Source organism: Pseudoalteromonas sp. Scap25 (genome assembly GCF_013394125.1).
GTDB lineage: Bacteria > Pseudomonadota > Gammaproteobacteria > Enterobacterales > Alteromonadaceae > Pseudoalteromonas.
This window is the reverse complement of sequence record NZ_CP041328.1, coordinates 581,030-601,231: the sequence shown is the minus strand read 5'-3', so window position 1 is coordinate 601,231 and position 20,202 is coordinate 581,030. Positions and strand designations below refer to the sequence as shown.

Here is a 20,202-nt window from a genome sequence, read left to right as displayed (position 1 = left end):
GCATGTTCCGTATTATGTATCACCTAATTAACAGGAGCGTCGTTATGAACAAACACTTAGTTGCTACAGCCTTATCTGTTGCATTAATTACTCTAACTGGTTGTGCTGAGGAAAGTACAGCACAGTCAGCACCCGCACAACAATACCAAGCTATTGATGTAGCCCAAGTCCTGGTTAAGCCTGTGCAAAGTTGGCATACCTATACAACGCGCTTAGAGTCACCGCAAAAAGTGGCATTAATGCCGCGCGTATCAGGCATTATTGAGCAAATTGAATTTAAAGAAGGGGATGCTGTAAAACAAGGAGATGTGTTATTTCGCCTTGATGATCGTTCATTTAGAGCCACGGTAGCTAGTTTACAAGCTCAGGTTAAAAGTGCACAAGCGGCTCTTGAACAAGCAAAAAGCGAAGCATCACGTGCAGTGCGTCTAACTGAGCGTAAAGCAATTTCTACTGAGCAAGCGCAAGCACGTACCTCAACGTTACGTCAGCGTGAAGCACAACTTGCCGCACTAAAAGCGCAGCTTAAAGCCGCTGAGCTTGATTTAGAGTTTACCTCTGTGGTTTCACCAATTGATGGAATTATCTCTCGCGCAAACATCACAAAAGGTAACAACGTACTTGCCGGGCAAAGTGTGCTCACTTCAATTGTTTCTAATGACAAAATGTATGCTTACTTTGATGTCGATGAACGTACTTGGAACAATGCATTTGATGAAGTCACTGCAGCGACTAAACAACCTGTTGTTATGCAAAAAGTAGGGCAGAGTGATTTTAATTACAATGGTCACATTAACTTTATAGACAATCAAATTAATGCATCTACTGGCACATTACGTGTTCGAGCTGTATTTGAAGATCGTAGTAACGAGTTACGTTCAGGCTCTTTTGCACGGATTAAATTGGCTGCCAATGCAATACGCGAAACCGTCATTATTCCAGATAGAGCCATTGGTACTGACTTAAAAAACCGCTTTGTGTTAACTGTAGGCGAAAATAATGTACTGCAATATAAATTGGTTACTGTAGGTGAGCGCTATGGCGCATTACGTGCCATTACCTCTGGCCTTGAACAGGGTGATGTGATTGCCGTAAATGGCCCTGCTCGCGTAGGGCCTGGCATGCCAATATCACCTAATAAAGTGACAATTAATACCCAAGGTGTGGCATTTACACTCACTGCTAACCCTGCCGATTTAGTTGCTAAGCAATAAGGTTATTAAATGAAATTTTCACACTTTTTTATCCAGCGACCGATTTTTGCGGCCATGCTGTCGCTGATTATCTTGATTGCTGGTGGCATTTCTTTATTTCAGCTGCCAGTCAGTGAATACCCAGAAGTTGTACCACCTACAGTGGTAGTAACAGCCAGCTACCCGGGCGCAAACCCAACGGTTATTGCACAAACAGTAGCAACGCCGCTAGAACAAGAAATAAACGGCACTGAAAACATGCTATACATGTTTTCACAAGCAACCAGTGATGGGCGCATGACCTTAACGGTAACATTTGCCTTGGGTACGGACTTAGACCGTGCTCAAGTACAAGTGCAAAACCGAGTAAATAGTGCATTACCGCGCCTGCCACAAGAGGTGCAGCGTTTAGGGGTAGTTGCTGAAAAGTCATCACCCGATTTAACCATGGTGGTGCATTTATATTCACCCCAAAATAGCCATGATACGGCGTATTTATCAAATTATGCCGATTTAAACATTAAAGATGAAATAGCACGTTTACCTGGCGTGGGTGATATTCAGTTATTTGGTGGTGGTAAATATGCTATGCGTGTGTGGTTAAATCCAGATGCATTAGCAGCACGTGAGCTTACAGCAACCGATGTTGTGGCTGCTTTGCGCTCGCAAAATCAGCAAGTTGCAGCGGGTAGCTTAGGTGCGCAACCAATCTCTAACGATAGCCAATTTCAAATTTTATTAAACGTGAAAGGCCGCCTAAATAGCATTGAAGAATTTAAGCAGGTCATTATTAAAGTAGGTGATCAAGGGCAACTTACGCGTTTGTCAGATGTGGCGCGTGTTGACTTAGGTCAAGACTCATACTCACTGCGTGCTGAACTTGATAATCAACCCGCATTGGCAATGCCAATATTTCAACGCCCGGGTTCAAATGCCATTGAGCTTTCAGATCAGGTGCGTGAAACCATGGCACGTTTATCGAAAGATTTTCCTGAAGGTGTTGAATACGACATTGTTTATGATCCAACTGTATTCGTTCGCGGCTCTATTGATGCGGTAATAGCCACATTGCTTGAAGCAATCGCATTGGTTGTTATTGTCGTTATTGTATTTTTACAAACGTGGCGCGCGTCAATTATTCCGCTTATAGCTGTGCCAGTTTCACTTATTGGTACTTTTGCTGTAATGCAGTGGCTTGGTGTTTCTATTAATACCTTATCGCTATTTGGTTTAGTACTGGCTATAGGTATAGTGGTTGATGATGCGATTGTAGTGGTCGAAAATGTAGAACGAAATATAGAAAACGGCTTATCGCCGCTTGAAGCAACACGTGTTGCAATGACAGAGGTAACCGGCCCAATTATTGCGATTGCATTAGTTTTGTGTGCGGTATTTATTCCAACGGCTTTTATTACTGGGCTTTCTGGGCAGTTTTATAAGCAATTTGCTTTAACCATTACTATTTCAACGGTTATTTCTGCGTTTAACTCACTGACATTGTCACCGGCGCTAGCAGCCTTATTGTTAAAATCGCACGACGCAAAGCCTGATGCGTTTACCCGCTTGTTAGATAAGTTATTTGGTCGCTGGTTATTCAAGCCATTTAACCGACTGTTTAACCGTGGTGCAACAGGGTATGAAAAGCTAGTACAAAAGCTTATTCGTATGAGCGTGGTGGTAATGGTTGCCTATGTTGCTTTAGTTGGCGGCACGATTAAGTTGTTTGACGCGGTACCTGGTGGCTTTATTCCACAGCAAGATAAGCAATACTTAGTTGCCATTGCGCAGCTACCAGATGCAGCAAGCTTAGACAGAACCGAAGCGGTAGTAAAACAAATGCAGCAAATAGCGCTCGAGGTTCCTGGGGTTGCAAACACCGTGGCGTTTCCTGGCCTATCTGTAAATGGGTTTACTAATAGCCCTAACAGCGGCATTGTATTTACACCACTGGCTCCCTTTGCAGAGCGTACCGATCCGAGTATGTCTGCATCTGCCATTGCGGCGCAGTTAAACCAACGTTTTGCAGCTATTGATGAAGCGTTTGTGGCTGTATTTCCGCCACCGCCCATTCAAGGCTTAGGCACCACCGGTGGTTTTAAACTGCAAATTGAGGATAGAGCAAACAAAGGCTTTGAAGCATTATTTAATAGCTTGCAATCAGTGATTGCCGCGGCGCAAAAAGATCCGGCGTTAATGGGGCTGTATTCAAGCTTTAGAATTCAAGTGCCGCAAATGGATATTGATATTGACCGCGAGCAAGCACTTATCCAAGGTATTGCGCTTGATGAAGTATTTAACTCATTGCAGATTTATTTAGGCTCAGTGTATGTAAACGACTTTAATATGTTTGGTCGTACTTACCAAGTTAATGCCCAAGCAGATGCCGAATTTAGAGTAGACCCAGAGCAAATACTAAACCTAAAAGTACGTAATCGTGAAGGTAACATGGTGCCACTAGGCTCAGTGCTTACGGTAACGCCAACTATAGGCCCAGATCGTGTTATGCACTACAACGGCTACCCAAGTGCTGAACTTAACGGCAGCCCAGCACCAGGTTATAGCTCAGACCAAGCGCAAACAGCGATTGAAAATGTATTGGCGAAAACGCTACCTACAGGTATTGAATATGAGTGGACTGAGGTAACGTATCAGCAAGTACTTGCCGGTAATACCATGGTGTACGTGTTCCCACTGGTGGTATTGCTTGTGTTTATGGTATTGGCAGCACAGTATGAAAGCCTACGTTTACCACTGGCCATTATTTTAATTGTACCTATGACTATATTCTCTGCGTTATTAGGGGTGTGGTTGGTAGGTTCAGACAACAATATATTTACTCAAATAGCGTTAATTGTACTGGTGGCATTGGCCTCTAAAAACGCCATTTTAATGGTGGAATTTGCCAAAGATAAACACGATACCGGATTATCGCACCTTGAGGCTATGTTGGCGGCGTGTCGCATGCGTTTACGTCCTATTTTAATGACCTCAATTGCCTTTACAGCGGGTGTTATACCGTTAGTGTTGGCAACCGGTGCCGGTGCTGAAATGCGTCATGCAATGGGTAACGCAGTATTCTCAGGTATGATTGGTGTGACTGTATTTGGGCTATTATTTACACCAGTGTTTTATATGCTGGTGGTAAAAAAGCAGCGCGCTGAGGAGTCTTTAAATGACTAAATTACATTTAAATCAATTTAAGATGCCGGCATTTTTAGGCTCTGTGTTAGCAATTGCAGTGTTATCTGGCTGTGCGAGCAAAATAGATACAGCAGTTGAGCAACAACAAGTAAACAAGTTTGTTGCCCAAGCAATATCGGCTGATCAGTATGTTGGTGAAGATGAGCAAAATTGGTGGCACAAGCTAGGCTCAGCGCAATTAAACCAGCTTGTTAGTAATGCTTTGGCTAATAACTACGACTTACAAACGAGTCAGCTGGTGCTTAAAAGTGCGTTGGCACGTATTGGCGAACAACAAGCACAATACTTACCGCAAGGCGGTGTTGCGGTTGGAGCCAAGCGAAGTGGATTAGGCGATACCAATAGCCGACAATCAAGTGCGAATGTAGCACTTGATTGGCAGCTCGACTTATTTGGCCGAATCACTGCACTCGTTGATGCTGCAAATTCACAAGCAATGAGCCAAGCCGAGCAAGTTAGGCTATTACAAATTGAAGTTGTGTCATCTGTGGTTAAAGGATTTGCTAGCTATCAGGGTAACCTGCAAAAGCAACAAATTATTGAAATGCAAATTGAAGCGCTCGAACAAAGTATTCAAGTGCTGCAAGCGCAAGTAGATGAAGGTGTGGCAAATGAGCTTGATTTAAACCGCACCATGGCGCAACTTAGGCAGCAACAAGCACTCATTCCGGCGATTGAATATGCTAAGTTTCGTGATTTATCTACGCTTGCGGTATTAAGTGCACAACCAACGCAATCACTGAGTATTGATGATGAACGCGCTATATTGAGTAAGGCATTTCAAGTGTCATTAGCAAAGCCTAATCAAGCGATTGCACTAAGACCCGATATTAGCCGAGCATTATATGACTTTAGCCAAGCAAATAGTTTAAGTGTGGCAGCAAGTAAAGCCTTATTGCCAGATATCAGCTTAAGTGGTTTTGCAGGCGTGCTAAGTTTGGGTAGTAATGGTTTTAGCGACACCCAGCAGCAGTGGCAAGTTGCACCGCAGGTACAATGGTCTTTATTAAGTTATCCTGCGTTGCTGGCTCAGCGTGATGCGCAGCAATTTTTAAGTCAAGCTGCTTATACTGACTATCAACAAGTGGTTTTAAAAGCCATTAACGAGAGTGAACTTTCATTGCAATACTTGGTCAATCAAGCACAGCAATCGCGTTTTGCTGAGCAGCGGTATCAGTTTGCTAATAATGCATTTTTACAAGCACAAGCAATGTATGAAGAAGGGCAAATTCCTTACTTAGAGTTGTTAGATGCACGTCAGGATGTTTTAATAGCACAAGAAAATGCCGTTGATTCAACTATTTCATCGTTACTGGCTAAGGTAAATGCTTACCAGTCATTTAATGGACGATGGAGTTACGCGTTAAGTAGTACTAACTAGTAGAGTTTTTGATGCCTAATACTGTAGTTACAAACCCAAATACTATTCCTTCATCTATGCAGGCTATTGCCTTAATGGAGCCTAATGAGGATATTAGCTTAGTTGATATGCAATTACCTGTGCCTCAATGCACAGGTAATGAGCTGTTAGTAAAAGTGGAGTATGTTGGTTTAAATCCGGTGGATGCGCAATTTGCTAAATCTGGCTTTTGTTTATGGCAGTATCCGCATGTTTTAGGCTTAGATGCAGTGGGTGTAGTGGTTAAAGCGGGTAAAGGCGTGTTTCCTGGCGTGGGTGAGCGTGTTATGTGGCACGCCAGTATTGGTGAGCAAGGGGTATTGAGCGAATACGCAAAAGTGCCTAATTATGCGGTGTCTATCATTCCCAAGCAATTAGCCAGTGACAAGGCTGCTACATTACCCTGTGCCGGAATGGCAGCGCTTATCAGCTTAGATAAATTAGCTGTAAGTGAAGGCGACACCCTCTTTGTTGAAGGGGGCGCAGGTGCAGTAGGGCAATTTGCTATTCAGTTTGCTAAGCAACGTGGTGCCGATGTGTTTACAACTGCTTCTAAGCGTAACCACAAATTGGTTAAGCAGCTAGGCGCAGATGTCGTCTTTGATTACAACGACAAAACCTTATGTGACAAAATTCGCCGAGAGTTAGGGCCGCAAGGATTTGATGCCGTTATTGATATTATGGGCGGGGAATCGACCATTCAAAATATTGAGCTAATGCGTTTTTGCGGTCGTATTGCTTGTTTAAATCCACTGCCTAATTTTGAACAGCAGTTAATGTTTAGGCGTGCGCCAAATATTAGTATTGTGTCATTAGGTGGTGCGTGGTTAGCCAACAGCTTATGTGCGCAGCAGCGGATGAGTTTTATGGGGAATTTATTGCTTGAAACAGTCTCTAATGGCGATATAAAACACCCTGAAATTCTAGCTGTTGATTTTAACGCGCAGGCAGTATCTAGCGCCTTAAACAACCAGTTAGCAGGTGGTTTTACAGGTAAACAAGTGGTTAAAATAAGCTAGGTTTACTCAGATTCCCATATTTAAAAAGCGCAGCCTAATTTTAGGTTGCGCTTTTTTGTTTCTACTTTCTTACCAAATCCGTATTTACGGCGTTGTGAGGCTGAATTATTAAATTTTTGACAAAAAAAATAACAATTCAGCGTACAGTTGTAAGCCTTTTTATTTCAACAGTTTACGTTCAGGTAAAGAAAATAAATTGCAAAAACTGTTAATTATTTGAATAGAGTAATTGATCTAAAGCGATTTTTATGACGTAATGTAGGTATTATTTATCTGGTCGGATGAGTTCGTTATGAGTTTACGTACAAAATTAAAAAAAGTATTACCAAGTATTTCAGTTACTGAGCAAGAAGCGCTAGACGCTGGCGATGTATGGCTAGAAGGGTCTATCTATCAAGGTAAACCAGATTTTAGCGCGCTACGCGATGTACCTGCGGCAAAACTAACCGCAGACGAACAAGCGTTTCTAGACGGCCCAGTACAAGAATTACTAAGCATGATTGATGATTCAGTCATTCAAAATGGTATTCATTTACCAAACGACATTTTAGAGTTTTTGAAAAAAGAGCGTTTCTTCTCGCTGATCATCCCTAAATCGTTTGGCGGTTTAGAGTTCAGTCCATACGCTAACTCAACAATTGTAGGTACTATTGCGACTAAGAGTTCAGCGGTTGCGGTAACTGTAATGGTACCAAACTCGTTAGGCCCAGGTGAGTTACTACTTCACTTCGGTACAGAGGAGCAACAGGCACATTACTTACCACGTTTAGCAAATGGTACAGACATTCCATGTTTTGCATTAACCAGCCCAGAAGCAGGTTCTGATGCAGGCGGTATTCCTGATGTAGGTACTGTAACAAAAGGCATGTACAACGGCGAAGAAGTACTTGGTCTAGAAATCACATGGGACAAACGCTACATTACACTCGCGCCAATTGCTACTGTACTTGGTTTAGCGTTTAAAGTAGTTGACCCTGATGGTTTATTAGGTGGTAAAGAAAACCTAGGTATTACTTGTGCCCTTATTCCAAAAGAGCACCCAGGCGTAGAGCTTGGTAATCGTCATGATCCTATGGGTATTCGTTTTTACAACGGTACTACGCGTGGTAACAAAGTATTTGTACCAATGGACTTTGTTATCGGTGGTCAGAAAAACATCGGTCGCGGTTGGCAAATGCTAGTTAGCTGTTTAGGCGCAGGTCGTGGTATTTCATTACCAGCGTTAGGTGTAAGTACAGCGCAAGTGGCGTTAAAGTCAGCTTCTGAATATGCAGCCGTGCGTGAACAGTTTGGTTTATCAATTGGCCAATTTGAAGGTATTCAAGAAAAGCTAGCTGACATTGCAGGTAAAACATACCTACAAGAAGCAATGCGAGTACTGACAACTGAAGGTTTAGGCATGGGCTTAAAACCATCGGTAGTAACTGCAATCGCTAAATACCATATGACAGAGCTTGGCCGTGATGTGCTTGACTCAGCAATGGATATTCAAGCGGGTAAAGCAATTCAGAACGGTCCTCAAAATACACTTGCTAGCGGTTATGTGGCGCAGCCAATTGCCATTACGGTAGAGGGCGCGAACATTCTTACTCGCAACCTGATGATCTTTGGCCAAGGTGTTATGCGTTGTCACCCATACTTACAATCTATGGTTGAGTCTATCCACAGCGATGACAAAAACGCAGATGCAGAATTTAACGGTATTTTACGTAAAACGGTTGGTTACAGCACAGCAAATAGCTTACGTGCATTCCGTTTAGGTGTACTACCATTTACTGCTGGCGCAAGCTCTGCATTACCAGAAGTACGTGACTACGAAAAAGCAGTACATAAACTATCAGCTAAATTAGCTGTATATGCTGACTTCTCGTTACTAGTACTTGGCGGTAAATTAAAGCAGGCTGAAATGCTTTCAGCACGTTTAGGCGATGTAATGAGCTTCTTGTATGCAGCTATGGCATCTATTAAGTATTACGAGCAAAAAGTAGCAAGCAGCGAGCGTGAGCAAGCGGCTCCTTACTTCCATTATGCGACTCGTTTTGCACTACAAAGTGCAGAAGAAGCATTGCACAAGTTCTTAGATAACTTCCCTGCAAGTGGTACTCGTAAGTTCATTCGTTTCATTACTATGAACTACTCAACTAAAATGCCAAAAATTAGCGATGATTTAATTCGTGAATTAGCAAAACAAGCTCAGCTTGATACGGCATTTAAAGCGCAAATCACACATTTAGTTAAGCCAATTGAAGGTGATGGTCATCACATCAATGAGCAAGCTTACAAAGCTAAAATGGCGTCACTTGAGCTATTAGCTAAAGTGAAAAAAGCGCTACGTGCTAAAACCTTTAAGCCGGGTACGCGTTTTTCAATCACGCTTGAAAATGCACTTGCTGCAAAAGTAATTAACGACGCTGAATTTGTTCAGTTAAGTGATTACAACAAAAAGCGTGAAAAAGCGATTCGTGTTGATGAGTTCGACTTCGATATGAACATTCTAGACGACAACGCACAGCCAGTTAATCCGCTTAAAAGCGTGGTTAACCAATAAAATTCAATAATGCAAAGCGCCTGCAGTTTAGGCGCTTTTATTGATACAAAATTAGTGTGGAGTCCTGCTTGAGTAATATTAAGCGGGGCTTTTTTATGTTTTTCAAAGTAGAAATAGATAGCAGTATTGGTCTTAAAGCGAATATGTATGCGTAGAGGATTAAAAAGAGACGCTTATAATCTTGAAAAAGGGCTAACAACCCCGTTGGCACCTTGTTGCAGTACATGGGTATATATTTGTGTGGTTTTAACATCAGAATGGCCAAGCTGAGCTTGAACAGTTCTTATATCGGCGCCATTTTGCAGTAGATGAGTAGCAAAAGAGTGTCTTAATGTATGAGGTGTTATTATTTTTGTTAATCCTGATTTTTGGACGGCTCTTTTAACCTCTTTTCTAATACAAGAGTGATGAAAATGATGTCGTCTTATTTCACCACTTTGAGGATCTGAACTTAATATATGAGAAGGAAATAAATACTGCCACGCAAGCGATTTTGCGGCACTTGGATATTTTTTTGTTAAAGCATATGGCATCCATACACCAGCATATTCCGTATTATTTAAATCCAGTTTTAAATAGTCATCAACGTTCAAAATTTGATTTCTTAGCATAGGTATTAGCTCTGTGGCCAGCGTAACAATGCGGTGTTTATTACCTTTTCCATTCCATACTTGAATGCATTTATAATCAAAATCAATATCTTTCACTCTTAATTGCACCGCTTCCATTACTCTTAAGCCACTTCCATACATGAGGGCTGCAATTAAATAATAGCGCTTATTTAAATGAGCCATCAACATTTTAACTTCCTCTTGGGTCATCACTACAGGGAGCTTTGCTTGTTTTTTACTATGGGCAAAATTTAAATTTAATGAGAGTTCTTTTTTTATTATGTGCTTGTATAAAAATGACAATGAATTGAGTGCGGTGGCTTGCGTACGTGGTGCAACGTTTTGCTTTAACACTAAATGTTCTAAGTAGCGTTCGACTTCATTGTCCCCCATTGAGGCGGGATGGCGTTTATTATGAAAATGGATATAAGATGCAATCCATCTTAGGTAGGTATCTACGGTGCGTAATGAATATTGACGAACTAGCATATATTCAGCTATGTAATTTAAAAATGGGGAACGTGTTTTCATACTATTACCAATAATAGTGCTGTTTTTATATACAGTATAGTTGTGATGCACACATATTCAAGAAAATGAGCGGCGAGCGCATTTTCTCTTTTATTGAGAGTTTGAGTGCTAATAAAAAATTATATATAGCAATGTGTTAAGTTATTTGGTAAAAATGATTTATAAAATACATGAGCGTATCGTTGGCAGAAATATGCGCGATGAGCGCACTATAAAATTGTTATATAGCAAAGGAAAGTCAGTGCAAATTGAAACCCAAAGGTTGACTTTAAAACCAATTAGTAAAGATGACTGGGAATTTTTTGAGGAACTTCATCAATCAAGCGGTGTACTCAAATATGTCAGCGATCCATTTACCGAATCTGAAATAAGTGAACGCTTTAATTCTCGCTTAGGTGAATGGAAAAAGACTTCAAATCAATGGTTAACTTTGACAATCATTGAACACGCAACTGGGAATAAAATTGGCGTAACTGGTTTTTTTCCTGAGTGGGAACCATATCAACAGGCTGAACTTGGTTTCTTGCTAAGTCCAAAATTTCAAGGCAAAGGGTATGGCAAAGAGTCAACTAAAGCCGTTATTGAATATGCATTTAATCAATGTAACTTCCATAAAGTGATCGCAACTGTCACTGAAGGTAATTCCCCGTCATTTAATTTACTAAAAGCTTTGGGCTTTACTCATGAAGGTACAATTCGAGATAACTTTAAATTAGGTGGCAATTGGTGCAACGATTTAAAGTTAGGGTTACTTAATCATGAGTACAATGCTATATAACAAGCGCATTAAGTAATGGGACACATAATAGTTGGCTTGTCGCTCGTTCCTCGCTAAATTATAGCCAACTATTATTTAGCCCCTTATGCGGGCGTTAGGCGTTCCTGCATGAACTTATTAGAGTGTCTATAAGTGAAAAAAAATAGAAGATCTTTAAATCGAAAAAAACGTGTTAATAAAATAAAAAGTGGATCAAGAAGCTCTAATGCAGGCAAAGCCACTAAAGTGTTAGCTCTTCCCGAGTATTACCAATTGGTATTTTCAGAGATCCATGACATCTACAGAGATGAGATATACCAAAAATACGTTTTAGATTCTCAATCTTTTAGGCGTGATGCGATCTGTAAATACAAATACCTAATTATTGGCAAGGATCATTATCAACAGTATGAAGTGCTGCAAAATATTTTGTGTGTACTAGAAGAAGAAATGGGGCGAGTAATAAAGAGGCATTCCGTATTCTTCTGGCTTCATCTTTACAGGCGAATAGCTCCATGCTTGGCTGAAGATTTGGGTGCAAATACAAGTGAATCTGTAACTGTAAATGTTAGGCAACAAGCAGAGCAAGCGATTAAAAAATATGGAAAACTATCGTGTAACAATGATTTCTCCTTGTCTTCTAATGCTGATTTTGGCTTGATTTTAGGGGGGCTCCTAAAGAAATCTTACACCAAGAATTTTGAAAGAAAAATTGTTTCTTTTTATGAAAAAGAATTGAAGAGAAGTCCTCAGTGGGTTTTAACTGACTTTAAAGTTGATGATGTTCTTGATGTTTATTATATAGAAGGAATTTCTTACCAGTATTGGTATGTTTCAGCTAAGATGCGATCTCTAGGAAAAGGTATTGCACTGTCGATTTCTGATTTGGGTGATGTAACAGAGGAAAGGACAATAGAGCAGGAGTCTTTAATTTTAGATTTCGACAGAAGAAACGAAGAAGATAATATTCAGTTAGGTATTGCTAGTAATGTTGGGACTTATACAGCTTCAAATTTAAAGGATGTAAGTCGCGCGCATGAAATTATTTTGATTCCATATATTAATGCGTCACATTACACCGCCAAAATTTTGGGCCTTACTGACCTGCCAGATGAGTTTTCCCCAAACTATATACCCTGGTTTATTAATTCTAATGACTTCTATAATTCACATTCATACTTATCGAAAAAGTTCATGAAAAAATTTGGTTTCGGGCTTCTTGAGCTTCTTCAATTTGCTGGCTTTCTTTCAAATTATATCATGTCAAATGATCCTAGAAGAAAAGCTATTAATAAGTCTATAGGGCTTAGTTATCATTCTAAATTTAATAGGGGGTATTGCACAGTAAATCATTCTTTAGAAGAGATAAAAGATGAAATTTTAAAATATTATGATAGCCTGAAAAATAATTATTACATTAAAGAGTCTGAACTGGAATATCAAATAGATTCCATTTTTGACCACGTCATCTTAAGTGAGGAAAAGCAAAGGGATATAGGTATTTGGTCGAGAGGCCCGCAGTACGTATTGATTGCTCTAGATGAGGGGTATTTGTGTGACTCATCATCTTGGCACTTTCTATTTCAAAATATGTTTTATGGTCTCCGGCATTACGACCCTAAATCAATTAAGGGCCATGAGTTTGAAGCCACTTTATCTGATGTTTTAGAAGAAAATGATTTTGATGTAATAAAAAAATCATTTGTTATTGTATCCGGAGAAAGTAAGCGTGAAATAGATGTAGCTGTTAGAATTCAAGATAACCTATATTTGTTTGAGTGTAAGGCCTCAGAAAGGCCGTTGAATTTTGATATCGGGAATCCCAAGACAATCGAGAAACGAACAAAGGATTTAAAAGAAAAGCTTGGGCAAGCCGACTCTCTTAAAGATTTTGTATTGGAAAACAAAGTCGGCAATAATTATGATTTCTCATGGGCTAAGAATGTTAACAGTTGTGTCGTATCACCGTTCACGGAGTGGATTTGGTCTGCTGATAATTATCTTTGGACGGATTGCAAGAAATTTCCTAGGGTTATCTCTGTGCATGGCACTATACAATACTTAATTTCAGAGAAGTCAAGGCTATCTCTTGAGGCTACTTGTTCATAAATATGTATTACGTATTCTGCTCAAATATAAAATGTAAGTCGGGATATTGCCTAACAATTTGCTGCACTCGGAAAAATTACTCGCTACGCTCCCAATTTTCCGGTGAGCAAGGCGTTATATTACTCAATGTTTATATGAATTATTGAGTTCAAAATAGACCTTTATGAGTATCCCAAATGAAAACATATGAGACGAAAGATGGTGTTGAAGATTATATTAGAATGTGTGATGGCTATGATAATTCTAAATTTCAAAACGAACTGTTAAATCATTTGAAAGAAGGTTCTAGTCTTCTTGAGGTTGGTATGGGTCCAGGGAATGACTTTGAGTGGTTATCAAATACGTATCGAGTCACAGGAAGTGATTATTCAAAAGAGTTTATTGAAAAAGCCAAAGCTCGGTTTTCCGAGGGAGAGTTTATAATTTTAGATGCTGTTAGTTTAAAATCAGATAAAAAATATGATGGTATTTATTCATGTAAAGTTTATCAACATTTTGAATTAGATTTAATTGAAAAATCTCTAAAAAATCAATTTGAATTGCTTAATGAAAATGGGGTTATTGCTCATTCTTTTTGGATTGGAGATACGGTTTTCGAAGACGGGGACATGAAAGCAATATATCACAATAAAGATCGCTTACTGTCATTAATCAGAGATAGATTTACAATACTTGAAGAAATTGAATATGAAGAGTTTGAGCCTAATGATTCGGTTTTTATTTTAGCAAAAAAGTGAGTCCGTAATATAACAAGAATTTAAAGCAGGACTATGCTGCTAACAGTTTGCTCGGTTCCGCTTCGCTACACAATTTTAGCAAACTATTATCAGCCCCTTAAATGGGCGTTGGTATGACTCCCACTGTCAAGTTAAGCACACTGATCCTTGCCTAACTTTTTAAGCCATAATTACTTTAGCTCGAATTAGAGCGAGTTAATACATAGGATGAAGCAAGTAATGTCGTCGGTTATCTTGCTGATATTCGTTGGTTTTTACTATTTCTAGTAACAGAGCAGACCTTACTTAGTGCGTCCTGTGGCGGTCACCGATGGCACCTGTCTTCAGTCTATGTTCGTGGTTCAATGCAGCGTTAGCTGCATTGCCATCCTAACGCCGTCGGTGGTTGTGCCACACCCGATGCTTGATCCCATGCATTAACTCTAATTCGTTTATCATGCGGGTACTCTTGCCAATCTAAGTTTTGCATTCACTGGCGTAAGCACCACTTCTTTTGCAATAGCCCATATGTACGCAATCATTTCTCGGGCAATGGCGGTAACAACCAGATTGTAGTGTTTCCCTTTGGCTATCATTTTTTTATATCGCTTGCAGAGCCTAAGCTGTGCTTTCCACGCAATATCAATAATGTCCTTTGGTAAACCTTCTTGTCGTTTTTGCATATCTGTGGATATATTTGCTGCATAGCGATAAGTATGTGCACCTTCCACAAGAAGGCGTCTTGCTCGGCCATTTCCGCATTTTGTGATGGCGCCAATATGGCGTTTGCCACCACTCGAGTGTTCACTAGGTACAAGACCGAGGTAACTCATTAATTTGCGGGGATGGTCGAATCGCGATAAATCGCCGAGCTCAGCCACAACGCCGGTGGCGACCAACAAACGAACACCACGCATAGCTTGTATTGCTTTAACAACGAGATAATAACGCCATTGATGGACGTGATGTGTAAGTTCATTATCTCATCGTTCAAGTCGGCTTACTCGCTCGGTAATTGTTTGTAAAAACTCTTGTAAAACGATGTGCTGTGCTGGGTGTGGAAGCACAAGCTCAGTGAGCCAACGTAAATGTTTTTGTGACCAATTTGCAGTGCCTTTGTAATTAATATTATTACGAAGCAGCAGTGCTTTTAATTGATATTTAGCATCTTTTAAATCTTTCATGGCTACTTCGCGTGCGCGAGATAAATCACGTACAGCTTCATCTTCAGGCTCGGGAACATAAATAGGTGTTAAATCTTCAGATTTAAGTAATTTAGCGAGCTTAAGGGCATCACGTTTATCGGTTTTAATCTTCTCGCCTAGTTTTTTAGGAATAAGAGACGGGGCAACCACATAACAGCAATGGCCGAGGCTGGTAATCAATCGATAAATCCAATAACCACAAGGGCCGGCTTCATAAACAAAGTGAAGCGTTGCATCAGAGTATTTAGATTCAAACTGACGAACAAGCTTTTGAACGGCCACTTTGGAAGAAGAGAATCGACCAAGGTGAACAGGTTGAGCCCCTCTATGTTCTTCAATATAGGCGACTTCATTGATTCTTTATGTGTATCAAGACCAATAAAAAGTATGCTATGTTTGTTCATGTTAGCCTCTGCTGTTTAGTTAATTGACAAACTAATTATGGCTCTGGCTTTGAATTAAGCTAACCCACGAAAAGCGGAGGCTAACACCGTGTGGGAGTCATTATGTCTATGCCATTAGGAGAGAACTTATGTTGAGAATGATGTCTTGGATATTGCTGGTTTGTACATTTTGTGCCCATTCGGGTGAAGAGGTACTTTCCATTGATAGAGTTGTACCTAATAGTTTTGATTTGGCCTTTCCAAACGAATCAAACATTCAGCCAGAGCAGAGTGATTTTAGTGTAAATAATTTTGTATTAATGAGTAACGATTCTGGTGAGCGTTGGGCGGTAGTAACTTTGACTAATATGGCATCAGGTCGACGAAGTCTAACTAGTAAACACCTAATGGCTATCGTTGCAGATGGGCAACGAATTGCACCATTGGAGTTTTTACAATCATTCAAAGCAGATGAGACACTATCGTTAACTATCAACTTTGGAGAAAGTAAGTTTCCTTTGCTATCAATCTATTCAAGGTCTGGCAAATAACAAGTACATCAAGGTGCTCGCAAACTTGCTAGGATATCAAAACTACACGGGGATTGAGTTTGGTGCTCTGCATAATTTAACCAAATTGCTGTTACGTTTTTGTGCCCTATATGTGGGTTTGTGTGTACAAGGAGGCAAAGTGAATAGCAGACATATTTTATTACTCGTTATCATCTTATTTATAACTGGTTGTACTAGGTCAGGCCAACTTTATTATATTGATGCTAAAGGTAATGAGAAACTTGGTTGTGATGTAGAATTTATAGGTATGCCAAGTGTTGATAAATTTGCTGTTGAATATACTTTAAGCCTTTGCGCTAAAAGCATTGTTAAAAAAGGCGGTGTGATCCAGGAAGAACACCTTTTAATGATTGATACAGCTATTCCCTTAGCTCCATGTGAAAAGGCTTGGAGTCACGAATTAGCTAAGCAACGATATCAGGCTAAAAAGTTAACTAAGAAAGAGTATGGCTATATTGTTGCAAATATAGATTTAGGTTTAGCAACAGTCAATAACTGCACATAACAGGCGCTTTAAGCGCGGGCTGCTAACAGCTGACTCAGCTTCGCTACATACACTTTAGCCAACAATTATCAGCCCTTTATGCGGGCTTTAGGTTTTTATCAAAATATGGAGTTTTATTCTAATTATGGAAAAATCAGTTCAAGTCAAAAATAATGAAGATAGTACAGAGAAATCTCGAAGTGTAGAAAAAAATAAAATCCAAAATGAAACTATTACAACAGAGCTACATTTTGAGTTGTTAAAACAGTATGCATGGCTATCATCAGCAATAATAGGTGCTATTGTTATACTTATTCAATTAAAAGTACTTACCTTTGGCTCCAAGGTTTATATTCCTTTAGGTTGTTTTTGTTTTTCAATTCTTAACTCTTTAATTGCTCAAGACTATATAGTTGAGTCATTAACAAAAGGTAAAACTATTTATGATATCTCTAAAAAAGTATATATATTACGCAACTTATCTGTATTTGGTTTAGGGCTTGGCGTAGGGTTACTTGCTAATAGCTTTATTTAGACAACAAACACATTAAGCAGGATAAAACAGTTGGCTTTTGTTCCTGCGTCGCTAATTTTGCCAATTATTTTATTGCCTCTAATGGGGTGTTAAATACCTAAATGGAGTTTAGATGAATATTCAAGTTTTTAGACCAAAACAATTTGTAGATATGGCAAGAGACTATAAGTTGTTTGCGGATGACGTAGAAGTTGCCACTATAAAAAGAGGAGTTACGCAAACAGTAAACATCCCTGATTCAACTAAAACTATTCAAGCGAAAATAGATTGGTGTTCAAGCCAAACTTTTCCTGTAGCCTCAATTACTGACAAAGGAATTATTATTAAAAATTCTTTTGGTAGTAATATATTCAAATTGCTTTTTTTAACTATTTATTATGTCAGTTTCGGTAAAAGCAAATACTTATCGGTAACAAACGGTATTTAGCATGATCATTAAACGGACAATGCTCTTCCCCCGTTCTAGTGAACACATCCTCATCAATTTAATTAACAATTTTAAGTCTGTTGTTTGGCGAAATGATTAGAGGTTCATATGGTGTTTGAAAAACTGGCTAAACATCATGCTAGTCAACTGTTAGATTTTGAATTAGAAAATAAGCAATGGTTTGAAACGCTAATTGAGCCTAGAGCTAAGTCGTTTTATTCAATAAAAGGTGTTACCGAGCACATTGATTTATTAATTAATCAAATGAATGAAGGCACTGGTTATAGTGGGGTATTACTTCAAAATAACATTATAGTTGCACGAGCAAATATTAAGGACGTCTCAAATAATGAAGCGTTTGTTGGCTATCGTGTGGCTGAAGCTTTTACTTCTAAGGGGGCTGCTAGTTTTTGTTTGTCACAGCTTATAAATATTGCTCAAAGTAAATTTAATATTACTCAGCTGAAAGCGTTGGTCTTGGAAAATAATCCCGCATCAATGCGTGTACTAAAAAAATTTGGTTTTCAAGCCATAAATACAAATGTAAACGCTATAACTATAAATGGTAGGCGACTAAGTTGTATAGAGTTCTGTGCAAAATACGCATGACAAGCTGCTTTTTGTGGTATGACTAATTTGGCCATCCATTCAAAAACTAGCATTCGTTTTTTATATACTGGTTTGTGTAAAACCATATGAACTTATTTATTAAGAGCTTTGTTTTAAGACCTTTTATTTAAAACACCGTCTAATGTTAAACTAACTAAAATTTAGCAACCTAATATGGCTATGTCTTTTTATCTTCCATTACTTACCCCGTATTTTGAGCGTGTAGCCATTGGCAAAACCCTAACCTCGCTTTGGAGTGGCTGTGGCCAAATTGTGAAGTGCCAACTTGATGAGCAAGCCTGTGTGATTAAAGCGATTAAAGTACCCGATCACATTAATCACCCTAAAATTAAACAAAGCAACTTTGCACTGACTAGGAAGCGTGACTCTTATCACGTTGAATATACGTTTTATCAGCAATTTAGCCATAAGCTGCCCAAGCAAGCTGCAGCTATTGAATGCATTAAAGCAATCAACATGGGCGATGAGTTTGCCTTGGTGTTTAAAGATTTTTCAAAGCAGGGGTACAGCCAAGCAACCACCGAGAATATAAAAGCCATATTAAAGTGGTTGGCACATTTTCATGCCTTTCATTTAAATACAAAGTTTGATGGTTTATGGGCGCAAGGAAGCTATTGGCATTTGGGTACACGCCCTGATGAATTTAATAACTTACCTGAAAAGTCCGATATTAAACAGGCTGCATCACTGTTAAGCGGCGCATTAAAGCAGTGTGATTATAAAACGTTAATTCATGGTGATGCCAAGCTTGCTAACTTTGCCGCTAATAGCCAAGGGCATATTCTCGGTTACGATTTTCAATATGTGGGTGCGGGTGTTGGGGTGATTGATGTAATGTATTTTATGACCAGCTGTATGGATGATTCTGAGCTTCATAAACACGCACAGAGCTACCTTGATTATTATTTTAGCCAATTGAAGCAAGCTCTGAGTGACTATCAACCACACATTAATGCTGATGATGTTGTTACACAATGGGCTCATTTATGGCCAGTGGCATGGGCAGACTTTTATCGGTTTTTACTTGGGTGGAGTCCAGAACACAAAAAGATTAACAGCTACATGCATGATCAGGTAAATAATTGGTTAGCGAGTAACAACTCATAAACACAAAAAATCTTTATAGTTGTGGCTAAATTAAATATTTTGGCACGAACTATGAAATCAAGGCTAAAATTAACAGTCAAACGGCCTGTTTTAATATAAAATACGTCAAATTTTTTATCACTAGGTTTATTACTATGGCTATTCACGTTATTTCTCATCCCCTTGTTCAACATAAGTTAGGTTTAATGCGCGCGCATGGAATTAGCACGAAAAGTTTTCGCGAGTTGTGTTCAGAAGTGGGCACATTATTAACTTACGAAGCCACTAAAAACCTAGAATTAGAAGATAACGAAATTACAGGCTGGGACGGTAATAAACTTAAAGTTGAGCACATTAAGGGTAAAAAAATTACCGTGGTGCCAATTTTACGTGCGGGCCTTGGTATGATGGACGGCGTAATGTCGTTACTCCCAGCGGCTAAAGTGAGTGTAGTGGGTTTAGAGCGTAACGAAGAAACTCTTGAGCCAGTACCCTACTTTGAAAAACTAGTGGGTAATATTGATGAGCGTTTAAGCTTAGTGATTGACCCAATGCTGGCTACTGGTGGCTCTATGATCGCCACCATTGATATGCTTAAAAAAGCGGGCTGTAAAGAAATTAAAGTAATCGTACTGGTTGCTGCACCTGAGGGCGTTGAAAAAACATTAGCCGCTCACCCTGATATTGAGATTTTTACTGCCTCAGTTGATAGCCATTTAAATGAAAAGGGTTACATTATCCCAGGGCTTGGCGATGCAGGTGACAAAATTTTCGGTACGGTTTACTAAGGTTTAGC

The 20,202-nt window shown here is 39.4% G+C and carries 16 protein-coding genes and 1 pseudogene; 15 read left to right on the top strand and 2 right to left on the bottom strand.

The genetic code is table 11. From position 1 onward, the window contains the following. The first annotated feature begins 44 nt into the window (after positions 1 to 44). The 5 genes from FLM54_RS18125 to FLM54_RS18105 all read left to right on the top strand — a co-directional run bounded on the left by FLM54_RS18125 (position 45) and on the right by FLM54_RS18105 (position 9,360). Positions 45 to 1,214, top strand: coding sequence for an efflux RND transporter periplasmic adaptor subunit (locus FLM54_RS18125; RefSeq protein ID WP_178957226.1), 1,170 nt, complete (start codon positions 45 to 47; stop codon positions 1,212 to 1,214). Between the two features lie 9 nt (positions 1,215 to 1,223). Then, positions 1,224 to 4,373 (top strand): efflux RND transporter permease subunit, encoded by a 3,150-nt coding sequence (locus FLM54_RS18120; protein WP_178957224.1) that lies wholly within the window; start codon positions 1,224 to 1,226, stop codon positions 4,371 to 4,373. Then, positions 4,366 to 5,775, top strand: a complete 1,410-nt coding sequence (locus FLM54_RS18115) for a TolC family protein (protein ID WP_178957222.1) — start codon at positions 4,366 to 4,368, stop codon at positions 5,773 to 5,775. The genes FLM54_RS18120 and FLM54_RS18115 overlap by 8 nt, the downstream gene beginning before the upstream one ends. 11 nt (positions 5,776 to 5,786) lie before the next feature. After that, positions 5,787 to 6,812 carry a zinc-binding dehydrogenase gene (locus FLM54_RS18110; RefSeq protein ID WP_178957221.1) on the top strand — a complete coding sequence of 342 codons (1,026 nt, stop codon included), beginning with the start codon at positions 5,787 to 5,789 and terminating at the stop codon, positions 6,810 to 6,812. A 292-nt stretch (positions 6,813 to 7,104) separates the two neighbouring features. Then, positions 7,105 to 9,360: an acyl-CoA dehydrogenase gene (locus FLM54_RS18105; protein ID WP_178957219.1), complete on the top strand. Its 2,256-nt coding sequence runs from the start codon at positions 7,105 to 7,107 to the stop codon at positions 9,358 to 9,360. Between the two features lie 173 nt (positions 9,361 to 9,533). Here FLM54_RS18105 and FLM54_RS18100 read toward each other — a convergent pair whose 3' ends face one another. Next, on the bottom strand, positions 9,534 to 10,502 hold the full coding sequence (locus tag FLM54_RS18100; protein ID WP_178957218.1) for an integron integrase: 969 nt from the start codon (positions 10,500 to 10,502) through the stop codon (positions 9,534 to 9,536). Between the two features lie 154 nt (positions 10,503 to 10,656). On the opposite strand from FLM54_RS18100, the gene FLM54_RS18095 reads away from it, so the two are divergent. From FLM54_RS18095 to FLM54_RS18085, 3 genes are all read left to right on the top strand, one after another. Next, positions 10,657 to 11,280 (top strand): GNAT family N-acetyltransferase, encoded by a 624-nt coding sequence (locus FLM54_RS18095; protein WP_260681749.1) that lies wholly within the window; start codon positions 10,657 to 10,659, stop codon positions 11,278 to 11,280. Between the two features lie 132 nt (positions 11,281 to 11,412). Then, positions 11,413 to 13,368: a hypothetical protein gene (locus FLM54_RS18090; protein ID WP_185981942.1), complete on the top strand. Its 1,956-nt coding sequence runs from the start codon at positions 11,413 to 11,415 to the stop codon at positions 13,366 to 13,368. A 176-nt stretch (positions 13,369 to 13,544) separates the two neighbouring features. Continuing rightward, positions 13,545 to 14,105 carry a class I SAM-dependent methyltransferase gene (locus FLM54_RS18085; protein WP_178957216.1) on the top strand — a complete coding sequence of 187 codons (561 nt, stop codon included), beginning with the start codon at positions 13,545 to 13,547 and terminating at the stop codon, positions 14,103 to 14,105. 434 nt (positions 14,106 to 14,539) lie between these two features. Here FLM54_RS18085 and FLM54_RS18080 read toward each other — a convergent pair. Continuing rightward, a pseudogene (locus FLM54_RS18080) lies at positions 14,540 to 15,693 on the bottom strand (IS110 family transposase). 140 nt (positions 15,694 to 15,833) lie between these two features. On the opposite strand from FLM54_RS18080, the gene FLM54_RS18075 reads away from it, so the two are divergent. The 7 genes from FLM54_RS18075 (at position 15,834) to upp (ending at position 20,194) form a co-directional block, all read left to right on the top strand. After that, positions 15,834 to 16,223, top strand: coding sequence for a hypothetical protein (locus FLM54_RS18075; protein WP_178957452.1), 390 nt, complete (start codon positions 15,834 to 15,836; stop codon positions 16,221 to 16,223). A gap of 139 nt (positions 16,224 to 16,362) precedes the next feature. Continuing rightward, positions 16,363 to 16,749: a hypothetical protein gene (locus FLM54_RS18070; protein ID WP_138765052.1), complete on the top strand. Its 387-nt coding sequence runs from the start codon at positions 16,363 to 16,365 to the stop codon at positions 16,747 to 16,749. A gap of 124 nt (positions 16,750 to 16,873) precedes the next feature. Further along, complete coding sequence (locus FLM54_RS18065) at positions 16,874 to 17,263, top strand: hypothetical protein (protein WP_138765051.1); 390 nt, start codon at positions 16,874 to 16,876, stop codon at positions 17,261 to 17,263. A 112-nt stretch (positions 17,264 to 17,375) separates the two neighbouring features. Next, positions 17,376 to 17,690, top strand: coding sequence for a hypothetical protein (locus FLM54_RS18060; protein ID WP_008466158.1), 315 nt, complete (start codon positions 17,376 to 17,378; stop codon positions 17,688 to 17,690). A 108-nt stretch (positions 17,691 to 17,798) separates the two neighbouring features. After that, positions 17,799 to 18,299 (top strand): GNAT family N-acetyltransferase, encoded by a 501-nt coding sequence (locus tag FLM54_RS18055; protein ID WP_076920550.1) that lies wholly within the window; start codon positions 17,799 to 17,801, stop codon positions 18,297 to 18,299. Positions 18,300 to 18,479: 180 nt separating this feature from the next. Continuing rightward, positions 18,480 to 19,427 (top strand): DUF1679 domain-containing protein, encoded by a 948-nt coding sequence (locus FLM54_RS18050; RefSeq protein WP_178957450.1) that lies wholly within the window; start codon positions 18,480 to 18,482, stop codon positions 19,425 to 19,427. A gap of 134 nt (positions 19,428 to 19,561) precedes the next feature. After that, positions 19,562 to 20,194 carry a uracil phosphoribosyltransferase gene (gene upp, locus FLM54_RS18045; protein ID WP_008466150.1) on the top strand — a complete coding sequence of 211 codons (633 nt, stop codon included), beginning with the start codon at positions 19,562 to 19,564 and terminating at the stop codon, positions 20,192 to 20,194. The last annotated feature ends 8 nt before the right edge of the window (positions 20,195 to 20,202 follow it).